Below are 20,376 nucleotides of genomic sequence, written 5' to 3' on the forward strand. Positions count from 1 at the left end.
TGCGTGGTCCTACCGCTCGACCACCCGGTCGAAGTGGGTGGTGGTGTGGCGGACGGTCAGCGACAGCTCGTCGCCGATCGCGGGCGGCTTGAGCTCGCCGGGCAGGAACAGGATCGACACCTGCATGTGCGGCGGCTCGGCGAACCACAGCTGCTTGCCCTGCCAGGAGTACGGCGAGAGCGTCCGGTTGACGGTGGCCAGCCCGGCCCGGGCCAGGCCCTTGGCGCGCGTCAGCACCCCGTGCACGTACTTGGGGGCCTCCAGACCGACGCCGTGCGCGGTGCCGCCGGTGGCGACCAGCAGGTGGCCGTCGGAGGGCGCCTTGTGCTGCCGGTAGCCGTAGCGCTCGCCGCGGGTCACCGGGGTGACGTCCAGGACGCCGGCGCGGGAGGACAGCGCCTCCACCTCGCCGAGCCAGAGCCGGGTGCCGATCCGGGAGCGGAACTCCGTGTCGGGGAAGCGCTCGGCCAGCCGCAGCCCGTCCTCGGCGGACAGGTGGCTGAGGTAGACGGTGCCGGTGGGCAGCCCGGCCTCGCCGATCGCCCGGACCAGCGCGGCCACCTCGTCCACCGGGTCGGACCCGTCCGGCCGGTCCAGCGGCAGGTGCAGCGCGAAGCCCTCGACGGTCAGGTGCCGCACCGACAGCCGGGACAGCTCGCCGAGCGTGACGCCGTGCCGGCGCATCGAGGTCATGCACTCGACCACCACCCGGCTGCCCGCGGGCAGCGCGGCCAGCACCTCGGCGTGCGCGACGGTGCGCACCACCCGGTCCGCGGGCAGTTCGGCCCCGGGCTCGCCGGGCCGGTAGGGGGTGAGCACCAGCAGGTCGCCGGGGAAGTCGCCGGCCACCGCCTCCGCCTCGGCCGCGGTGCCGACCGCCAGCACCGGGACGCCCAGCCGGGCCGCCTCGGCGGCCAGCCGGCCGTTGCCGAAGCCGTAGCCGTTGCCCTTGGCGACCGGGACCAGCCCGCCGAACTCGGCCAGCAGCCCGCGCTGGTGCGCCCGCCAGCGGTCGGTGTCCACGTACATCGTCAAGGTCATGGCGTGCTCCCCGTGTCTCTTCCTCAGGTGTGGCTCAACGGCGCGACATGTAGAGGTCGAGCGCCTTGTGCAGCAGCTTGTTGAGCGGGAAATCCCACTCGCCCAGGTACTCCGCGGCCTGGCCGCCGGTGCCGACCTTGAACTGGATCAGCCCGAAGAGGTGGTCGTCCTCGTCCAGGGTGTCGCTGATCCCGCGCAGGTCGTAGACGCTCGCGCCGAGCGCGTAGGAGTCGCGGATCATCCGCCACTGGACCGCGTTGGACGGCTTGACCTCGCGCTTGTGGTTGGCGGAGGCGCCGTAGGAGTACCAGACGTGCTCGCCGACGACCAGCATCGTGGTCGCGGCCAGCGGCTCGCCGTCGTGGTAGGCGATGTAGAGCCGCATCCGGTTCGGGTCCTCGGCGGTGAGGGCCTTCCACATCCGCTGGAAGTAGGCCAGCGGCCGGGGGGTGAAGTGGTCGCGCTCGGCGGTGACCACGTACAGCTTGTGGAAGACCGCGAGGTCCTCGTAGCCGCCCTGGACCACCTCGACGCCGCTCTTCTCGGCCTTCTTGATGTTGCGCCGCCACAGCTGGTTGAAGCCGCGCTGCACGTCGTCCAGCGAGCGGCCGCCCAGCGGCACCTGGAACACGTACCGGGGCTGGACGTCGCCGAAGCCCGCGCCGCCGTCCTCGCCCTGCAGCCAGCCGGCCCGGCGCAGCCGCTCGGCGGTCTCCAGGGCGCGGGGCTCGCAGAAGTCGGGGTCGACGTCGCGCAGGCGCTTGGCCTGCTTGCCGGCGATCGCGTCCTTGATGGTGCCCGCCTCCCAGCGGCGGACCACCACCGGCGGGCCCATCTTCACCGTGAACGCCCCCTGCGCCTTCAGGTGCGCCAGCATCGGCTTCATCCAGCGGTCGAGGTCCTGGTCGAACCAGTCGATCACCGGGCCCTCCGGCAGGTAGGCCAGGTACCGCTTCACCTTGGGCAGCTGGCGGTAGAGCACCAGGCCGGCGCCGACCAGCTCGCCGGACGGCTCGAACCAGCCCAGGCTCTCGGCGCGCCACTCCGCCTTCACGTCCGCCCAGGAGGGCACCTGCATGTGGCTGGCCGAGGGCCGGCCCTGGACGAAGGCCAGGTGTTCCTCACGCGTGATGGTCCGCAGCCGCAGGCTCATGCTCGGTGCTCCTCCTCGTCGGATCTACCCATGGTGACCCTATCGCCCGAATGGTCCGATTCGACCGGGAACCGACCCGACATGATGATGCCCCCCCGACCGCACCTGCTGGTACAGGTACTACGCCGGGAGGGCATCGGAGGTTGCGGGCGCCGGGGCGGGTTCACCCCCTCCCGCGCCCGGCGGGCGTCACCACACGCCCCCGAACAGGCCGCCGTGCGCCACCCCGAGCATCAGGCCGAACGCGGCGGCGCCGGTGCCGATCACGACGGCGAACCGTTCGGCGGTGGTCACCGAGACGAACAGCGCCGCCAGGCCGGTGAGCACGCCGAACAGCCCGGTCCACGAGGTCAGGATGTGCAGGCTGTGGAAGAACGAGGTGACGAAGGCGATCGTGCCGAGCAGGACGGTCACGCCGACCAGGGCGTTCTCCCGCGGGTGCGGGTGTCCGTCGGTGTTGAGGGTGAACTTCGGCCGGTGCTGCGGCCGGGGTGCGGCCTGTGCCATGGGACCCACCTCCTGGGGGAGGGAACGTTCGTTCCGTCCAGGTTGCGACCGATCCGGCCGGAGTGACAACCGCGACAGCCAAGTGTTTTGTCCGCCGGTCGGGTCACCCGGTAGGCTGGCCCCTCTGCACTGGTGTAGGGGCGTGCCTTCATGCCCGGAACCGGTGCCGACGCGCACAACCCTCCTGCCACGGAAACGCCGTGGCCGTTGAGTCCAAAGGAGGTGGGTTACACATGCGTCACTACGAGGTGATGGTCATCCTCGACCCCTCGGTCGAGGAGCGCGCTGTCTCCCCCCTGATCGAGAGCTTCCTCAACGTCGTCCGCACCGGCGGCGGCAAGGTTGAGAAGATCGACACCTGGGGCCGTCGTCGCCTGGCGTACGAGATCAACAAGCAGTCCGAGGGCATCTACTCGGTCATCGACCTCAAGGCCACGCCCGAGGTCGTCAAGGAGCTCGACCGCCAGTTCAGCCTGAGCGAGTCGGTTCTGCGGACCAAGGTCCTGCGCCCGGACACCCACTGAGCCCACTTCCGGCGTCCGCGCCGGAGGGCTCGCGTCCGGTGTTCCACGTGGAACACCGCTGACGAGCACCGCAGAACTTCTTTCCGAGAGGTCATCACCACATGGCAGGCGAGACCGTCATCACCCTCGTCGGCAACCTCGTCGACGACCCCGAGCTGCGCTTCACCCCGTCGGGTGCCGCGGTGGCCAAGTTCCGTATCGCGTCCACCCCGCGCACCTTCGACCGGCAGACCAACGAGTGGAAGGACGGCGAGAGCCTCTTCCTCACGTGCAACGTCTGGCGCCAGCCGGCGGAGAACGTCGCCGAATCGCTGCAGCGCGGCATGCGCGTGATCGTGCAGGGCCGACTGCGCCAGCGGTCTTACGAGACCAAGGAAGGCGAGAAGCGGACGGTCTTCGAGGTCGAGGTCGATGAGGTCGGCCCGAGCCTGCGCTCGGCGACCGCCAAGGTCACCCGCGCCAACCGGACCGGTGGTCCGGGCGGTGGCGGCGGCTTCGGCGGTGGCGGCGGCCAGCAGGGTGGCGGCGGCTTCGGCGGCGGCGGCAACCAGGGCGGCGGCAGCTGGGGTGGAAACTCCGGCGGCGGCAACCAGGGCCCGTCCGACGACCCGTGGGCGTCCAGCGCCCCCTCGTCCAACCAGGGTGGCGGCGGCTGGGGTGGGAACTCCGGCGGCGGCTACTCGGAAGAGCCCCCGTTCTAAGCGGTGCTTTGCCGGGCCCCACGGGCCCGGGAACGCTGACAGATCTCGTACTTAACGGAGCACACAATGGCGAAGCCGCCTGCTCGCAAGCCTAAGAAGAAGGTTTGCGTCTTCTGCAAGGACAAGGCCACGTACGTGGACTACAAGGACACGAACCTGCTGCGGAAGTTCATCTCCGACCGCGGCAAGATCCGTGCCCGCCGGGTCACCGGCAACTGCACCCAGCACCAGCGTGACGTCGCCACGGCCGTGAAGAACAGCCGTGAGATGGCCCTGCTGCCCTACACCTCCACCACGCGCTAAGAGAGGGTGACCGAAGAATGAAGATCATCCTCACTCACGAGGTCCCCGGTCTCGGCAGCGCCGGTGAGGTCGTCGAGGTCAAGGACGGCTACGCCCGCAACTTCCTGGTCCCGCGCGGCTTCGCCATCCGCTGGACCAAGGGCGGTCAGAAGGACGTCGACGCCATCCGTCGCGCCCGGAAGATCCACGCCATCCAGACCCTCGAGGCCGCCAACGAGGTCAAGGCCAAGCTGGAGGGCCTGCAGGTCAAGCTGGCCGTCCGCTCCGGCGACGCCGGCCGCCTGTTCGGCTCGGTGACCCAGGCCGACGTCGTGGAGGCCATCAAGGCCGCCAGCGGCCCGGCCGTGGACAAGCGCGCCGTCGCGATCGCCTCGCCGATCAAGACCGTGGGCAGCCACAAGGTCTCGGTCAAGCTGCACGCCGACGTCCAGGCCAACCTCGACGTCAACGTCGTCGCCGCCTGAGCGCAGCCGTCACGCAGTCGGAGGGCCGGATCCCGTTCGCGGGGTCCGGCCCTCCGGCCGTTCCCCACCCGGTTCAGGCCCGGACGGCGCCGGTGACCATCCAGTGGCCGGTGCGGACCCGGCCGACCAGGAAGGCCGCCCGGGTCAGCATGAACAGGTTCATCGCCCACCACAGCCCGGCCAGGCCCAGGCCCAGCGCGGGCACCGCCAGCGCCGCCGGGACGAACGCCAGCAGGGTGGCCAGCATCGCCCAGGCCAGGAAGCGGCCGTCGCCCGCGCCCATCAGCACGCCGTCCAGCACGAACACCAGCCCGCCCACCGGCTGGGTCAGCGCGGCCAGCAGCAGCGCGGCGGACAGCTGGGCCCGCACGCCCGGGTCGGAGCTGAACAGCGGGACGTACAGCGGCCGGCCCAGCACCATCAGCAGCCCGAACAGCACGCCCGCGCCGAGGCCCCACTCGACCATCCGCCGGGTCGCCGCCCGGGTGCCGGGCAGGTCGCCCGCGCCCAGGTAGCGGCCGATGATGGCCTGGCCGGCGATCGCCACCGCGTCCAGCGCGAAGGCGACGAAGGACCAGACGGTCATGGTGATCTGGTGGGCCGCCACCTCGGCGTCGCCCAGGTTCGCGGCCACCGCGGTGGCCAGCAGCAGCACGGCGCGCAGGCTCACCGTGCGCACCAGCAGCGGGCCGCCGGCCCGGGCCGAGGCGCGGATGCCCGCCCGGTCCGGCCGCAGGCCCGCGCCCTCCCGGCGGGCGCCGCGGACCACCACGGCGACGTACACCGCGGCCATCGCGTTCTGCGCGATCACGGTGCCCCAGGCGGAGCCGGCCACCCCGAGGCCCGCGCCGTACACCAGGCCCAGGTTGAGCAGCAGGTTGGCGGCGAACCCGCCGATCGCGACCAGCAGCGGGGTGCGGGTGTCCTGGAAGCCGCGCAGCACGCCGGTGGCGGCCAGCACCAGCAGCATCGCGGGCACCCCGAGCGCGCTGATCCGCAGGTAGGTCACCGCGTGCGGGGCGGCGGTGGCGGAGGCGCCGAGCAGCCGGGCGGCCTGCGGGGCGAGCAGCAGGGTGAGCAGCACCAGGCCGGCCGAGAGCAGCAGCGCCAGCCAGATCCCGTCGATGCCCTGCTGCACGGCGGCCCGCCGGTCGCCCGCCCCGATCCGGCGGGCCACCGCCGCGGTGGTGGCGTACGCCAGGAACGCGAACACCCCGACGACGGTGGTCAGCGCGGCGGAGGCGACGCCCAGCCCGGCCAGCTGGGCGGTGCCGAGGTGGCCGACGATCGCGGAGTCGGCCATCAGGAACAGCGGCTCGGCGACCAGCGCGCCGAAGGCCGGGACGGCCAGGGCGAGGATCTCCCGGTCGTGGCGGCGGCGGTCGGCGCGGCGTTCGCGGCGCTGCTCGGCGGCGAGGGGGGAACTGACGGGCATGGGCCCAGCCTACTCATCCACAGGTAATGGCTGCACCTGCTTTACAACACTTACTTAGATGGTGGACGACTGTGCCGTCGAACACTTCTTCGGCGCCGGGTCCGGTCGTGTGAAGAATTTCTCATGCACAGGCCGGGTGGGGAGTAGTGCCAGGTCAGCGGGTTGACATTGAGGGGATAGGATGGTTATCCACAGGGTTGTGCACAGCTCGGGCCGGGTTCTCCACAGCCTGTGAGCGGTTATCCACACCCCCTGTGGATAACCCGTCCGCCGCACGGGCACCGCGCGCCGGGGTGCCGGCCGGATCCGGCGGCCGTTCAGGGACCGACCCGCGCGGGGCGGGTGGTGTCGGCTCGGTACCGTAAGAAGGACAGGCGCCGAAGACGGTACGCCACCGGCCAGGCCCGCACCAACTCGCACCGCTCGCTGAACGGGGAACACGCGTGACCGGCCCCCAGTACGACGACCACGACGCCCCGCCCCCGGAGGACGACTGGCAGCCGTCCGACGACGCCTTCCCGCCGGACGCCTTCCCCGACGGCCCGGGCGACCGCCTGCCGGTCACCCGCCGCGCGAACAGCCCGGCCGGCGGTCGTGACGGTGGCCGGGAGGGCGGTCGTGACGGTGGCCGCGAGGGCGGCTCCGGCGGCTCGGGCGGCTTCCAGCGGCGCGACGGCGGCAAGGGCGGCGACCGCTTCCCCGGCAAGGGCGAGCGCCGCGACCGGGACGGCGACCGCGAGGGCGGCTTCGGCGGCGAGGGCTTCGAGCGCGTCCCCCCGCAGGACCTGGCGGCCGAGCAGTCCGTGCTCGGCGGCATGCTGCTCTCCAAGGACGCCATCGCGGACGTCGTCGAGGTGCTCAAGCCCGCCGACTACTACCGCCCCGCCCACGAGCTGATCCACGGCGCGATCCTCGACCTCTACGCCCGCGGCGAGCCCGCCGACCCGATCACCGTGGCCGGCGAGCTCACCAAGCGCGGCGAGCTGGCCCGCGTCGGCGGCGCCTCCTACCTGCACACCCTGGTCAACTCCGTCCCCACCGCGGCCAACGCCGAGTACTACGCCGAGATCGTCCACGAGCGCGCCGTCCTGCGCCGCCTGGTCGAGGCCGGCACCCGCATCGCCGGCATGGGCTACGCCGCCGAGGGCGACGTCGACGACATCGTCAACGCCGCCCAGGCCGAGATCTACGCCGTCACCGAACAGCGCACCAACGAGGACTACGCCCCGCTCGCCGACATCATGGAGGGCGCCCTCGACGAGATCGAGGCCATCGGCTCCCGCTCCGGCCAGATGTCCGGCGTCCCCACCGGCTTCGCCGACTTCGACCAGCTCACCAACGGCCTCCACCCCGGCCAGATGATCGTCATCGCGGCCCGCCCGGCCATGGGAAAGTCGACCCTCGCCCTGGACTTCGCGCGGGCCTGCTCGATCCACAACAACCTGCCGAGCGTGATCTTCTCGCTCGAAATGGGCCGCAACGAGATCGCCATGCGCCTGCTGTCGGCGGAGGCGCGGGTGGCGCTGCACCACATGCGGTCGGGGAACATGACGGACGACGACTGGACGCGGGTGGCGCGGCGGATGCCGGACGTCAGCGCGGCGCCGCTGTACATCGACGACTCGCCGAACCTGTCGATGATGGAGATCCGGGCCAAGTGCCGGCGGCTCAAGCAGCGCAACGACCTGCGGCTGGTGGTCATCGACTACCTGCAGCTGATGCAGTCCGGCGGGTCGCGGCGGGCCGAGAGCCGGCAGCAGGAGGTCTCGGACATGTCCCGCAACCTCAAGCTGCTGGCGAAGGAGCTGGAGGTCCCGGTGATCGCGCTCTCCCAGCTGAACCGAGGCCCCGAGCAGCGCACCGACAAGAAGCCGATGGTCTCCGACCTGCGCGAGTCCGGCTCGATCGAGCAGGACGCCGACATGGTGATCCTGCTGCACCGCGAGGACGCCTACGAGAAGGAGTCCCCGCGGGCCGGCGAGGCGGACCTGATCGTGGCCAAGCACCGCAACGGCCCGACCGCGACCATCACCGTCGCCTTCCAGGGCCACTACTCGCGCTTCGTCGACATGACCCGGGACGTGACCTGACGTCAGGCGATCCGGCGTCGGGTCGGTTCGGTGGTGCGGGCGGGGGTCAGAACCAGTGCAGGCAGTGCGGTTCGCGGTCGGAGCGGAACAGGGCGTCGGCGCGGGCGGGCGCGTCGGGGTGGTGGGCGCGCAGATGGCCGGCCCGGACCAGGGTGCTGGGGGCGGTGCCGCCGAGGAGGATCGAGCCGAGGTCGCTGATGTCGAGGGAGAGGTCGGGGGCGCGGTCGGTGGGGACGCAGGTGGCCTCGCCGCCGCGGGCGGTCAGCAGGTGGCGGTGGTGTTCGCCGAGGAAGGGGTCGTCGACGTCGAGGACGAGTTCGCCGTCGGTGCTCCAGCCTCGGGCGGTGAGCGCGGCGGGCACGTCCAGCACCCGGGCCCAGAGCCAGTCGGTGTGCTTGCCCGGCTCGGCGGCGCCGTAGTCGGCGAGCTGCCAGGGCAGCGGGTGGTCCGGCGGGACGTGCCGGAACACCACCTGCTGGACGAGGTCGTGGCCGAGCAGGTGGCGGGCGAGCGCGGTGTACGCGGCGTCGGTGGCGGCGACGGTCTCGTCGACGACCAGGCTGCGCCCGTCCTCGATCGCGTAGCTGGCGTACCCGTCAGGGGTGCCGTCGGCGTCCCGGTGCAGGGCGATGTAGCGGGGCTTGGGGGCGATCGGGGGCTGGCCGGCGCCGCGGGCCCACCAGCGGTGCGGCCGGGAGACGGCGCCGGGGCGGGTGCGCCGGTGGAGGTCGTAGACCTGCTCCAGCAGCTCGACGGCCTGGTCCCGGTGCAGCAGTTCGACCGTTCCGGCGGGTTCGGCGGCGCCGGAGCGGGGCGGGGCGAACGCGGCCCTGTGCCGGGGGACGGTCAGCGCGCGGGTGTAGGTGGCGGGGCCGTAGCCGAAGCGCCGGTAGATCAGCGCCTCGGAGGCGAGCAGCACGGACACCGCCTCGCCGCGGGCCCGCAGGTCGGCGAGTTGGCGGCGCATCATCGCGGTGAGCACGCCGCGCCGCCGGTGCGAGGGCAGCACGCCGACGGCCGTCACGCCGGAGACCGGGACGATCCGCCCGCCGGGGAGGGTGAGTTCGAGGGTGTACGCGCCGGCGGTGCCGATCGCCCGGCCGTCCCCGTCGCGGGCGAGCAGGCCGCGCTCCGGCTCGAACGCCGACCACCAGGCGCCGGTGCCGTCCTCGCCGGTCGGGTCGACGAACAGCGCGAACGCGGCGTGCATCGTCTCGACGAAGAGCTGGTGGTCCTGCTCGCTGGTGGGCCTGATGTCGATCACTGCCGTCGCCTTCCGGGGTGGCCGTCTCGGTCGTCCGGGACAGTGCAACCGGCTCGCGCGGACACGGTCAAGTGATTAAGCGGAGCCGTGCGGTCGGGTAGGGTCGCCCGCCATGGACGATGGCCTGGAGTTGCGCCCGCTGCCGGACGAAGTGCTCGTGCTGCTGGGCGAGTTGGCGGCTCCGCCGCGGCTGGTGGCGCACCTGCGGCTGGTGCACGACGTGGCGGCCCGGCTGGTGGACTGGACGGCCGGACGCTGCCCGGAGCTGGCGGTGGACCGGGCCGAGGTGCTGTTCGGCGCGGCCACCCACGACATCGGGAAGGTCCGGCACCGCTCGGAGCTGTCCGGCCCGGGCTCGGCGCACGAGCCGGCCGGGCGGGAGCTGCTGCTGGCCGCCGGGGTGCCGCCCCGACTGGCCCGGTTCGCGGCCGGGCACGCCGACTGGGGCCCGGCCTCCTCGCCCGAGGACCTGCTGGTCAGCCTGGCCGACAAGGTCTGGAAGGACCGGCGGGTGCCGGAGCTGGAGGACCTGCTGGTGGACGCGCTGACCCGGGCGGGCGGCGGCGAGCGCTGGTCCTGGTTCCTGGCGCTGGACGAGGAGCTGACCGCGATCGGCGCCGCCGCCCCGGCCCGGCTGGCCTACCAGGCGGCCTGCCCCCTCTAGGGCTTGTGAGAGGGCCCGTCGAGCGCGACGGTGCCGCGGAAGACCGTCGCGCCGGGGCCGCTGAGCAGCGTCCCGGTGCCGGTGGCCGGGAGGAACGCGGACTCGCCCCGGCGGAGCGTCAACTCCTCGGTGCCGGAGGCGAGGCGGGCCGTGCCGGCGGTGCAGAGCAGGATCTGCGGGGCGTCGCCGGGCAGGGCGGCCGGGCGGTCGGTGAGTTCGTAGCGGGAGAGCCGGAACTCGTCGATCGGCACCGGGTAGCGCCGTTCGCCGTCCGGGCCGGGGGCGGGGCGGAGCACCTGCGGGGGGCCGCCGTGGAAGCCGACCACCTTCAGCAGTTCGGGGACGTCCACGTGCTTGGGCGTGAAGCCGCAGCGCAGCACGTTGTCGGAGTTGGCCATGATCTCGACGCCGGTGCCGCGCAGGTAGGCGTGCGGCAGGCCGGCGCCGAGGTACAGCGCCTCGCCGTCGGCCAGCCGGACGTGGTTGAGCAGCAGGCCGGCGACCAGCCCGGGGTCGCCGGGGTACTCGGCGGCGGCGAAGGCGTACCCGGCCAGCGCGCCGGTCGGGTCGTCCGGGGCGCCGGCGGTGACGGCCCGGGCGACGGCGTCCACGGTGGCGCGGCCCGCGGGCCCGGTCAGGGCGAGCGCCTCGGCGAGCGCCCCGGCCAGCCCCTCCGCCTCCGGCTTGGTGCGCAGCAGCTCGATCAGCGGCTCCAGTCCGGGCACGCCGAGCGAGGCCATCAGGTCGGCCGCGTCGGCGGGCGTCCGGAACCCGCACAGCCCCTCCAGGCCGCCGAGCGCGCAGATCAGCTCCGGCTTGTGGTTGTCGTCCCGGTAGTTGCGGTGCGGCGCGTCGACCGGGACGCCGCGGGCCTCCTCGGCGGCGAACCCGGCCCGGGCCTGCGCGCGGGTCGGGTGCACCTGCAGGGAGAGCGGCACGTCGGCGGCGAGCACCTTGAGCAGGAACGGCAGCGTCGGCCCGAACCGTTCGACGGACCCGGCGCCCAGCTCGGCGACCGGGTCGGCGGCGATCACCTCGTCCAGCGCGACCGGGCCGGCGCCGCGGTCGACCCGGGACGGCGCGCCGGGGTGGGCGCCCATCCACAGCTCGGCCTGCGGGGCACCGGTGGCGGGCCGTCCGAGCAGCTCGGGCAGGGCGGTCGCCGAGCCCCAGGCGTAGTCGCGGACGGTGTTGTCGAGCCGGTCCATCAAGTGCTCCCGGAATGGTGTGTGCGGAGGTACCCGGTGCCCGGAGACCACCGAGAATAGTCGACGTCCGCGGCCCGGCGGCGGCTGGCGGTGATCACCCTCCTGGGCGTGCCCACCCGGCGGCCCGGGGCCCTTCCGGCCAGGCTGGACGGTACGGGACCGCCTCGGTCCCGCCGCCGTCCACCGACCAGGGGAGCAGCCGTGACCGCTTCACCGTTCGACGAGAGCGCCCACGGCCCCGCACCGGCCCACCGCCCGCTGGAGGTGGAGGTCTTCACCGGCCCGGAGAGCGCGTTCTTCGCCACCTCCAGCCTGGTGATGGGCGAGCGCACGGCGGTCCTGGTCGACGCCCAGCTGACCCGCAGCGCCGGGCGCGAACTGGCCGAGTGGATCGCCGGCAAGGGCCGCGAACTGCTCGCCATCGTGGTCAGCCACCAGCACCCCGACCACTACTTCGGCGCGGAGGAGGTGCTGCGGCTCTTCCCGGCCGCGCGCCTGCTGGCCGCGCCCCCGGTGGTGGAGGGCATCCGCCGGACCGCGGCCGCCAAGGTCGCGCAGTGGAAGCCGGTCTACGGCGACGACATCCCGGACCAGCCGCTGCTGCCCGCGCCGCTGCTCCCGCAGCCGCTGGTGATCGACGGCCAGCTGCTGCGCGTCCTGCAGCTCGGCCAGGGCGACACCGCCGGTTCCACCCTGGTCCACCTGCCGAGCGTGCGCACCGTGATCGCGGGCGACTTCGCGTACAACGGCACCCACGTCTGGACGGCCGACACCGACCCGGCCGCCCGTGACCAGTGGTCGCACAACCTGGGACTGATCGCCGACCTCGGCGTCGACCGGGTGATCGCCGGGCACCGCGCCCCCGGCGCGGACGACGACGCGCACCGGGTGCTCGCCTTCACCGCCGGCTACCTGCGCGACTTCGACCAGGCGCTGCACGACCACCCCGAGGACGCGGAGGCGCTGGCCGCGGCGGTCAACGCGCGCTACGGCGGCCTGACCCTGCCGGCGATCCTGGAGCACGGCGCCGCCGCGAACGTCGCCCGCCGGGAGATCCCCACCGAGGAGCCCGTCGAGGAGCCGGCCGAGGAGCCCGTGGCGGAGGAGCCCGTCGACGGGGACCGGTGATACTGCCGGGGTGACGGAGACGGAGAACGGGTACGACGTGGTGGTCGCGGCCGGCGGGGCGGGGCGCCGGCTGGGCGGGGTCGACAAGCCGGCCCTGACGGTCGGCGGGCGCCCGCTGCTGGACCGGGTCCTGGCGGCCTGCCCGGACGCCCGGCGGCTGCTGGTGGTCGGCCCCGAGCGGCCCACCGAGCGGGCCGGGGTCCGCTGGCTGCGCGAGGACCCGCCGGGCGGCGGCCCGGTCGCGGCGGTGGCCGCCGCGCTGCCCGGGGTCACCGCGCCCCGGGTGCTGCTGCTCGCCGCCGACCTGCCCTTCCTGGACCCCGCGACGGTGCGGCGGCTGCTCGCCGCGCTCGACGACCCCGCCCGCGACGGGGCCCTGCTGGTCGACGCGGACGGCCGCGACCAGCCGCTCGCCGCCGCCTACCGCAGCGCCGCGCTGCGCACCGCGCTCACCGCCCTCGGCGACCCGGTCGGCCGCCCGCTGCGCGGGCTGCTCGCCGGGCTCCGGCTGGCCCGGCTGCCCGACCCGGCGGACGCCTCCTTCGACTGCGACACCTGGACCGACCTGGCCGAGGCCCGCGAGCGGGCGGAGCGCCGCCCGGGGCCGCCCGGGTGAGCTCTCTGGGCGAGCAGCTCCGGGCGGCTCTCCGGGGGACGGGCGGGGCGGTGAGGGAAACGACCCGGTGCGCTCACCCGGCGGTAGTGGGTCAAGGCGCGCGGATCGGGCAGCATGGCCCCATGGAGCGCACATTGGACGAGTGGATGACCGCGGCCGCCGCCGAGTTGGGCCTGGACCTGACGGTGGACGTCCGCGGCCTGCTGGACATGACGCGGGTGGTCGCGCACGGCGTCGAGCGGCCGGCCGCGCCGCTCACCGCGTTCCTGGTCGGCTACGCGGCGGCCCGGCGCGGCGGCGGCGCGGCGGCGGTGGCCGAGGCGAGCGCCGAGGTGACCGCGCTGGCCGAACGGTGGGCCGCCGGGGCCGGGGACGGGGCGGGGACGTGAGCCGGGTGGCGGCGGAGCGGACCGGGGACGTCCGGGTGACCTCGGCGGCGGCCACGCTGCGCGGCGCCCCCTGGCCGGCCGCCCGCCGGGCGGCGGTGGCGGCCGGGCGCCCGCTGCCGGTGGAGTGGGTGGAGCTGGCGGCGGCGGCCGGGCGGACGCTGGCCGAGCCGCTGGTGGCGCTCACCGACCTGCCGGCCTTCGACACCTCGGCGATGGACGGCTGGGCGGTGGCCGGGCCGGGCCCGTGGCGGCTGGCCGGCCGGGTGCTGGCGGGCCAGGCGGGCGCGCCGCTGGCGGACGGCGCGGCGGTGGAGATCGCCACCGGCGCCCAGCTGCCGCCCGGCGCCACCGGGGTGCTCCGGCGCGAGCACGGCACCCGCACCGAACGCCCGGACGGCGGCGCGGAGTTGCGCGGCGCGGTGCTGCCGGGGCAGGACGTCCGGCCGCGCGGCCAGGAGTGCGGCCGGGGCGAGGAGCTGCTGCCCGCGGGACTGCCGGTGACGCCCGCGGTGCTCGGACTGGCCGCCGCTGCCGGGCACGACCGGCTGGCCGTGCACCGCCGTCCGACCGTGGAACTGCTGGTGCTGGGCGACGAGTTGCTGACGTCCGGGCTGCCGGGTCCGGGCCGGGTGCGGGACGCGCTCGGCCCGCTGCTGCCGCCCTGGCTGGCCGCGGCGGGGGCGGAGCTGCTGGGCGGCCGCCACGTCCGGGACGACTTCGGGCTGCTGCGGGACGCGATCCGGCACTCGGCCGCCGACCTGGTGCTCACCACCGGCGGCACCGCGGCCGGGCCGGTGGACTTCCTGCACGCCGCGCTGGAGGCGACCGGCGGCCACCCGCTGGTGGACGGGGTCGCGGTGCGCCCGGGGCACCCGATGCTGCTGGCGGCGCTCCCCGGCGGCCGCCACCTGGTGGGCCTGCCCGGCAACCCGCTGGCGGCCGTGGCGGGCACGGTCACCCTGGCCCTCCCGCTGCTGCACGCGCTGTCCGGCCGGACCGTCCCGTCCGCCGGACCGGCCGAGCCGCTGGCCGCCGCGCTCCCCGGCCACCCGTCCGACACCCGCCTGCACCCGGTGCGCCGCACCGCCGCCGGCCTGGCCCCGCTGCCGCACGACGGCCCGGCGATGCTGCGCGGCCTGGCCCGGGCCGACGCCCTGGCGGTCGTGCCGCCCGGCGGCCTGGCGGCGGGGGAGCGGGCGGAGGTGCTGGCGCTGCCCGCGCCCTGACCGGGACGTTCCACGTGGAACACCGGCCTCCGGGGTGTTCCACGTGGAACCGGCGGGCCGGATCAGTGGGTGACCGGGGAGCCCGGCTTGATGACGATCAGGCGGTCGGTGAGCTGCAGGGTGGCCGCCTCCGGTTCGGTGTAGTTGAGGACCCGGCGGCCGCGCACCACCGCGACCACCAGGTCGGGCAGCTCGCGCGGGCTGAGACCGGCCTCGGCCTTGGTGACCGGCCGCTCGGTGACGTCCAGGCCGTTGCCGTAGGTCAGCAGGTCCTCCATCACCGCGCCCGCGTTGGGGCTGAGCATCGACATGCCGAGCAGGCGGCCGGCCGAGCTGGACGAGGTGACCACCACGTCCGCGCCGCTCTGCCGCAGCAGCGGGGCGTTCTCGTCCTCGCGGACGGCGGCGACCACGGTGGCGCCCTTGTTGAGCTGGCGGGCGGTCAGGGTGATCAGGGCGGCGGTGTCGTCGCGCTCGGGGGCGACCACCACCTGGGCGGCGCGCGGCAGTTCGGCCCGGACCAGGGTCGCGGCCCGGGTGGCGTCGCCGAGCACGCCGACCAGCCCGTCGTGGGTGGCCTGGTCGATCGCCTTGGCCTGCGGGTCGACCACCACGATCGAGTCCTTCGGGACGCCCTGCCCGAGCAGGGTGTCGACGGCGCTGCGGCCCTTGGTGCCGTAGCCGATGACGACGGTGTGGTCCCGCACGGTGTGCCTCCAGCGTTCGATCCGCCACTGCAGGCGGGTGCGTTCGGTGAGCACTTCGAGAGTCGTGCCGACCAGGATGATCAGGAAGAGCACGCGCAGCGGGGTGATCACGAAGATGTTCACCAGCCGCGCGGTGTCGCTCACCGGGGTGATGTCGCCGTACCCGGTGGTGGAGAGGGTGACGGTGGCGTAGTACGCCGAGTCGAGCAGGCTGACCGAGGGGTCGGCGTTGTCGTGGTAGCCGGTGTGGTCCGCGTACACGATCAGCGTGGTGGCCACCAGCACGCCCAGCGCCAGCAGCAGCCGGCGCGCCACCTGGCGCAGCGGCGGCCGGCCGGGCCGGGACGGGAGGGCGATCCGGCGGGTGGGGTCGGTGGTGTCGGCGCCCGTGTCCCGGAAGCGGTTGAGGTTCAGACGGGACGGCCGGGCACCCGGGTCGTCGGGCTGGTTGGATTTCGGCACAGGCACAAGGATGCGGGGTCCCGACGCCGCCGGGTGACGTCGGGGCCGGAGTGTCACCACCTTGTCGGGACGGCCCCGGCGGTCCTGACGGACTGTCCGTTGACGGCGAGGGGCGCGGGGCGTACGGAGGACGGGGGCGTAGCGTGGCGGCCATGCGAGCCATCACGATTCCCGAGCCCGGCGGCCCCGAGCGGCTGGTCTGGGCCGAGGTCCCCGATCCCGTCCCGGCGGCCGGCGAGGTGCTGGTCGAGGTCGTCGCCACCGCGGTCAACCGGGCCGACTTGCTGCAGCGCCAGGGCTTCTACGACCCGCCGCCCGGCACGCCGCCCTACCCCGGCCTGGAGTGCGCGGGCCGGATCACCGCGCTCGGCCCCGGCGTGGCCGGCTGGGCGGTCGGCGACGAGGTGTGCGCGCTGCTCGCGGGCGGTGGCTACGCCCAGCGGGTGGCCGTTCCGGTGGGCCAACTGCTGCCGGTGCCCAAGGGGTTGACGCCGCAGCAGGCGGCGGCGCTGCCCGAGGTGGCCTGCACGGTGTGGTCCAACGTGTTCCAGGTCGCCCACCTGCGCCCCGGCGAGACCGTGCTGCTGCACGGCGGCGCCAGCGGCATCGGCACCATGGCGATCCAGCTGGCCAAGGCCGTCGGCGCCCGGGTCGCGGTCACCGCCGGCAGCCCCGAGAAGCTGGCCCGCTGCGCCGAGCTCGGCGCCGACCTGCTGATCGACTACCACCGGCAGGACTTCGTCGCGGAGCTCGCCGAGCTCGGCGGGGCCGACGTCATCCTCGACATCATCGGCGCCAAGTACCTGCGGCGGAACATCGACGCCCTCGCGGTCAACGGCCGCCTGGTGGTGATCGGCCTGCAGGGCGGGGTCAAGGCCGAGGTCGACCTCTCCACCCTGCTCGCCAAGCGGGCCGCCCTGGTCGCCACCAACCTGCGCGGCCGCCCGCTCGGCGAGAAGGCCGCGATCGTGGCCGCCGTCCGCGAGCACGTCTGGCCGCTGGTCGAGGCGGGCGTGGTGAAGCCGGTGGTCGACCGGGTGCTGCCGATCGCCGAGGCCGCCGAGGCGCACCGGGTGGTCGAGGCCGGCGCCCAGGTCGGCAAGGTCGTGCTGGAGGTGCCGGGGGCGACCGGCTGAGCATCGAAATGCCCGGAGTGTCCGAGTATGTGAGTCTGGTCACAAGCTGTTCCGCCTCCGTCCGCAGCCTGCTGCGGGCGGCCGTCGGGAGGACCTGCTTTCCATGCTCGCTCGCCGCCGCTCCGTGCCCGCCGTCCCGACCCGGGCCGCCGCCCGTCCGCCCGCGCTGCGCCGCTGGGCGGCGCTGACCGGGGTGGCGCTCCCGCTGCTGCTGGCCGCCCCCGGGCTGGCCGCCGACCCGGCGGCCGGGGCCCGGCAGCAGGCCCAGGAGCAGCTGGACGCCGCCCGGCAGCAGGCTCGGGCTCAGCTGGACGCGGCCCGGCACGCGGTGGCCGGGCCACCGGTGGCGGGGGCCTCCGCAGCGCCGGGAGCCTCCGCGGTGCCGGGGGGAGCGGAGGCCTCCGGAGCGGGGCTGCCGCCGGGCGGCGCGATATCCGGGACGGCCGTGCCCTCCGCCCCGGCGGCCACCGTCGTCCTGACGCCGCCTGCGACGGTCGGCACGAGCGCCACGGCCACGGCCACCGCCACCCGTACGGTTCCCGCACCGGTCGAGCCCTCGGCGGAGCCGTCCGCCCCGGAGCCCTCGCCGACCCCGTCGGCCGCGCCCACGCCCACGCCCACGCCCGCGCCTTCGCCGTCCCCGGACCCGGACCCGGACCCGAGCTCTGGACCCGGCCGGACGCCGGGCCCGACTCCGTCCCCGGTCCCGGAGCCCTCGGCGTCGCCGTCCCGGGGCGCGGAGGTGGAGGGGCCGGCGGCACCCGGGTGGGGGCACGGACGGCACCAGCAGGCGGTGGTGCCGCCGCTGCCGCGCGAGCCCGGGCCCTCGGAGGGCGGCTGGGGGACGGGCGGAACGGGTGGAACGGGCGGGGAACGGGCGCTGCCGGAGCCGGAGCCGGTGTCGCCGGGGTGGGGAGCGGGCGGGGACGGTGACGCGGTCGGACCCGGGACGGACTCGGGGACGGAAGCGGGGACGGACGCGGGTGCGGTCGCGGGGGAGAGCGCGGTCGCGGGCGGGGAGCTGGCGGCCGGTCCGGCGGTGCCGGTGGTGCCGCTGGTGCCGTCGCCGCTGTGGGGCGACCCGTCGGCGCGGCAGCTCCCGCTGGGCGTCGGTCTGGGGCTGATGGGCGTCGGCCTGGGTTTGGTCGGCTGGAAACTGCGCAGGCGCTAGCGGACGGGGCCGGAGCGGGACGATCCGGAGGCCGGCTTCGTTGACCTCGCCGGTGGACGGAGCATATGAAGGAGCTATGACCAACCCGATGAACGAGCGGTCGCAGCAGGAGCCCTACCAGGCGTCACAGGCGTCGGGCGGCAGGCCGGAGGAGTCCCCGAAGGTGCTGATCGTCGGGCCGGACGGGATGGCGGTGGGCACCGCGCCGGCCGGCGGGCTGGGGCGGGGCGACGAGGACGACGAGCCGCGCGAGCTGCCGGTGACCGAGATGGTCGAGCAGCCGGCGAAGGTGATGCGGATCGGCAGCATGATCAAGCAGCTGCTGGAGGAGGTGCGGGCGGCGCCCCTCGACGAGGCCAGCCGGGCCCGGTTGAAGGACATCCACGCCAGCTCGATCAAGGAGCTGGAGATGGGCCTGGCCCCGGAGCTGGTCGAGGAGCTGGAGCGGCTGTCGCTGCCGTTCGCCGACGACAGCATCCCGACCGAGGCCGAACTGCGGATCGCCCAGGCGCAGTTGGTGGGCTGGCTGGAGGGCCTGTTCCACGGCATCCAGACCGCGCTGTTCGCCCAGCAGATGGCGGCGCGGGCCCAGTTGGAGCAGATGCGGCGGGCGCTGCCGCCCGGTCTGCACGGCGCGGAGGGCGATCCGGAGGAGGGTCCGGGGCGCGGGATCCGCTCCGGTCCGTACCTGTAGCCCTACCCACGGTGGCCTTGCCGGGGCCGCGCTTCGGCGCGGCCCCGAACCGCTACCCTGACCGGTGTCCGGAAGTACCGCGCGCCGAGGGGGAGCTGGGACCATGACTGAGGGCACCACCGAGGGGCATTCGCTCGGGCACGGCCGGTACGTGCTGCAGCGGCTGCTCGGGCAGGGCGGCATGGCGTCCGTCCACCTCGCCCACGACACGGTGCTCGACCGTCAGGTCGCGGTGAAGACGCTCCACACCGAGCTGGGCCGGGAGGCCTCGTTCAAGGAGCGGTTCCGGCGCGAGGCGCAGGCGGTGGCGCGGCTCCAGCACACCAACATCGTCTCGGTGTTCGACTCCGGTGAGGACGTCGCGCCGGACGGGACGACCACGCCGTACATCGTGATGGAGTTCGTCGAGGGCCGTTCGCTCAAGGACGTGCTGGACGAGCAGGTGACCACGCTCGGGGCGATGCCCAACGAGCAGGCGCTGAAGATCACCGCCTCGGTGCTGGCCGCCCTGGAGGCCTCGCACGACCAGGGGTTGGTGCACCGCGACATCAAGCCGGCCAACGTGATGGTGTCCACCAAGGGCGTCGTCAAGGTGATGGACTTCGGCATCGCGCGCGCCCTGCAGTCCGGCGTCACCTCGATGACGCAGACCGGCATGGTGGTCGGCACCCCGCAGTACCTGTCGCCGGAGCAGGCGCTCGGCAAGAGCGTGGACGCCCGCTCCGACCTGTACTCGGTCGGCTGCATGCTCTTCGAACTGCTCAGCGGGCAGCTGCCGTTCGACGGCGACTCGGCGTTCTCGATCGCGTACAAGCACGTGCAGGAGACCCCGCCGGCGCCGTCCACGCTGAACCGGGCGGTCACCCCCGGGATCGACGCGCTGGTGGAGCGGGCGCTGCGGAAGGACCCGGCGCACCGGTTCCCGACCGCGGAGGCGATGCGCGAGGAGCTGGAGCGGGTCCTGGCGGGCGAGCGGGGCGGCGGCAACACGCCGCTGCAGGCGTCCACCCCGCTGGTGATCGGCGAGGGCCCGCGCTCGGTGCACGCCGCGCCGTCGCTGACGAACTTCCCGCCGGTGCCCGGTCCGCAGGGCCCGCCGTCGGTGCAGCAGCCGTACCAGCCGGTGCCGGGTCCGTCGACCCCGCCGCCGTACGCGGCGCAGACCCCGCAGCCGTTCCCGGCGGCCGCGCAGACCCCGCCGCCGTTCCCGCAGCCGGCCTTCCAGCAGCAGTTCCAGTCGCCGACCCCGGCGCCGTTCCCGGCGCAGGCCCCGATGCCGTACCCGCCGCCGGCCCCGGCGAGCGGCCGCGGCGGGTGCGGGACGGCGGCGATCGTGATCTGCGTGATCGCGGGCGTGCTGCTGCTGGCGTTCATCGTCGTGGTGATCGCGGTGGCCGCCGCGGGCGGCGGCAACAGCTGACCGGGGCGGTCCCGGCGCCGGGGCCGCCGCCCGACCGAGCGGGCAGAGCCGGTCGACACGCTACTGGAAGCCG

General features: G+C 74.7%; 19 protein-coding genes and 2 pseudogenes. 14 read left to right on the forward strand and 7 right to left on the reverse strand.

The window, feature by feature from the left end:
- Positions 1-9: 9 nt before the first annotated feature.
- The 3 genes from ACZ3J7_RS08795 to ACZ3J7_RS08805 form a co-directional block, all read right to left on the reverse strand.
- Complete coding sequence (locus tag ACZ3J7_RS08795) at positions 10-1,041, reverse strand: alanine racemase (RefSeq protein WP_465618289.1); 1,032 nt, start codon at positions 1,039-1,041, stop codon at positions 10-12.
- A gap of 34 nt (positions 1,042-1,075) precedes the next feature.
- A complete protein-coding gene (locus ACZ3J7_RS08800; RefSeq protein ID WP_465618291.1) occupies positions 1,076-2,194 on the reverse strand; it encodes a lipid II:glycine glycyltransferase FemX in 1,119 nt (372 codons plus the stop codon).
- A gap of 189 nt (positions 2,195-2,383) precedes the next feature.
- Positions 2,384-2,701 (reverse strand): hypothetical protein, encoded by a 318-nt coding sequence (locus ACZ3J7_RS08805; protein ID WP_465618293.1) that lies wholly within the window; start codon positions 2,699-2,701, stop codon positions 2,384-2,386.
- Between the two features lie 233 nt (positions 2,702-2,934).
- Here ACZ3J7_RS08805 and rpsF point away from each other — a divergent pair, with 233 nt between their 5' ends.
- From rpsF to rplI, 4 genes are all read left to right on the forward strand, one after another.
- Positions 2,935-3,225 carry a 30S ribosomal protein S6 gene (rpsF, locus tag ACZ3J7_RS08810; protein WP_465618295.1) on the forward strand — a complete coding sequence of 97 codons (291 nt, stop codon included), beginning with the start codon at positions 2,935-2,937 and terminating at the stop codon, positions 3,223-3,225.
- 101 nt (positions 3,226-3,326) lie between these two features.
- Positions 3,327-3,926, forward strand: coding sequence for a single-stranded DNA-binding protein (locus ACZ3J7_RS08815; protein WP_465618297.1), 600 nt, complete (start codon positions 3,327-3,329; stop codon positions 3,924-3,926).
- A gap of 66 nt (positions 3,927-3,992) precedes the next feature.
- On the forward strand, positions 3,993-4,229 hold the full coding sequence (gene rpsR / locus ACZ3J7_RS08820) for a 30S ribosomal protein S18 (RefSeq protein WP_030457605.1): 237 nt from the start codon (positions 3,993-3,995) through the stop codon (positions 4,227-4,229).
- Between the two features lie 17 nt (positions 4,230-4,246).
- On the forward strand, positions 4,247-4,693 hold the full coding sequence (gene rplI, locus ACZ3J7_RS08825; protein WP_014136989.1) for a 50S ribosomal protein L9: 447 nt from the start codon (positions 4,247-4,249) through the stop codon (positions 4,691-4,693).
- A gap of 73 nt (positions 4,694-4,766) precedes the next feature.
- Here the strand turns inward: rplI and ACZ3J7_RS08830 are convergent, their stop codons facing one another.
- Entirely contained in the window at positions 4,767-6,128 is a 1,362-nt protein-coding gene (locus ACZ3J7_RS08830; RefSeq protein ID WP_465618299.1) for an MATE family efflux transporter, read from the reverse strand.
- A 554-nt stretch (positions 6,129-6,682) separates the two neighbouring features.
- On the opposite strand from ACZ3J7_RS08830, the gene dnaB reads away from it, so the two are divergent.
- Complete coding sequence (gene dnaB, locus ACZ3J7_RS08835; RefSeq protein ID WP_465618729.1) at positions 6,683-8,218, forward strand: replicative DNA helicase; 1,536 nt, start codon at positions 6,683-6,685, stop codon at positions 8,216-8,218.
- Positions 8,219-8,264: 46 nt separating this feature from the next.
- Here dnaB and ACZ3J7_RS08840 read toward each other — a convergent pair whose 3' ends face one another.
- The gene (locus ACZ3J7_RS08840; RefSeq protein ID WP_465618731.1) at positions 8,265-9,479 is read right to left on the reverse strand and encodes a GNAT family N-acetyltransferase; all 1,215 of its coding nucleotides are present in this window, start codon (positions 9,477-9,479) and stop codon (positions 8,265-8,267) included.
- 115 nt (positions 9,480-9,594) lie between these two features.
- Between ACZ3J7_RS08840 and ACZ3J7_RS08845 the strand changes: the two genes are divergently transcribed.
- Entirely contained in the window at positions 9,595-10,146 is a 552-nt protein-coding gene (locus ACZ3J7_RS08845; protein WP_465618301.1) for an HD domain-containing protein, read from the forward strand.
- Here the strand turns inward: ACZ3J7_RS08845 and manA are convergent.
- Positions 10,143-11,354 carry a mannose-6-phosphate isomerase, class I gene (gene manA, locus ACZ3J7_RS08850; protein WP_465618303.1) on the reverse strand — a complete coding sequence of 404 codons (1,212 nt, stop codon included), beginning with the start codon at positions 11,352-11,354 and terminating at the stop codon, positions 10,143-10,145. The two genes, ACZ3J7_RS08845 and manA, sit on opposite strands and share 4 nt — an antisense overlap.
- Before the next feature lie 201 nt (positions 11,355-11,555).
- Here manA and ACZ3J7_RS08855 point away from each other — a divergent pair, with 201 nt between their 5' ends.
- From ACZ3J7_RS08855 to ACZ3J7_RS08870, 4 genes and pseudogenes are all read left to right on the forward strand, one after another.
- Complete coding sequence (locus ACZ3J7_RS08855; RefSeq protein ID WP_465618305.1) at positions 11,556-12,482, forward strand: MBL fold metallo-hydrolase; 927 nt, start codon at positions 11,556-11,558, stop codon at positions 12,480-12,482.
- A gap of 10 nt (positions 12,483-12,492) precedes the next feature.
- Positions 12,493-13,068: pseudogene (gene mobA, locus ACZ3J7_RS08860) on the forward strand (molybdenum cofactor guanylyltransferase); the annotation flags it as partial.
- 128 nt (positions 13,069-13,196) lie between these two features.
- Positions 13,197-13,487, forward strand: a pseudogene (locus ACZ3J7_RS08865) (DUF6457 domain-containing protein); the annotation flags it as partial.
- Positions 13,484-14,713 (forward strand): molybdopterin molybdotransferase MoeA, encoded by a 1,230-nt coding sequence (locus ACZ3J7_RS08870; protein ID WP_465618307.1) that lies wholly within the window; start codon positions 13,484-13,486, stop codon positions 14,711-14,713. The pseudogene ACZ3J7_RS08865 and the gene ACZ3J7_RS08870, both read left to right, overlap by 4 nt.
- A 62-nt stretch (positions 14,714-14,775) precedes the next feature.
- Here ACZ3J7_RS08870 and ACZ3J7_RS08875 read toward each other — a convergent pair whose 3' ends face one another.
- On the reverse strand, positions 14,776-15,834 hold the full coding sequence (locus tag ACZ3J7_RS08875; protein WP_465618733.1) for a potassium channel family protein: 1,059 nt from the start codon (positions 15,832-15,834) through the stop codon (positions 14,776-14,778).
- 200 nt (positions 15,835-16,034) lie between these two features.
- On the opposite strand from ACZ3J7_RS08875, the gene ACZ3J7_RS08880 reads away from it, so the two are divergent.
- From ACZ3J7_RS08880 to ACZ3J7_RS08895, 4 genes are all read left to right on the forward strand, one after another.
- Entirely contained in the window at positions 16,035-17,018 is a 984-nt protein-coding gene (locus ACZ3J7_RS08880; RefSeq protein ID WP_465618309.1) for an NAD(P)H-quinone oxidoreductase, read from the forward strand.
- A 103-nt stretch (positions 17,019-17,121) separates the two neighbouring features.
- A complete protein-coding gene (locus ACZ3J7_RS08885) occupies positions 17,122-18,189 on the forward strand; it encodes a hypothetical protein (RefSeq protein WP_465618311.1) in 1,068 nt (355 codons plus the stop codon).
- Positions 18,190-18,265: 76 nt separating this feature from the next.
- Positions 18,266-18,883, forward strand: coding sequence for a bacterial proteasome activator family protein (locus ACZ3J7_RS08890; RefSeq protein WP_465618313.1), 618 nt, complete (start codon positions 18,266-18,268; stop codon positions 18,881-18,883).
- A gap of 103 nt (positions 18,884-18,986) precedes the next feature.
- Positions 18,987-20,303, forward strand: a complete 1,317-nt coding sequence (locus tag ACZ3J7_RS08895; RefSeq protein ID WP_465618314.1) for a protein kinase domain-containing protein — start codon at positions 18,987-18,989, stop codon at positions 20,301-20,303.
- The last annotated feature ends 73 nt before the right edge of the window (positions 20,304-20,376 follow it).

The organism is Kitasatospora sp. NPDC015121 (genome assembly GCF_055562955.1).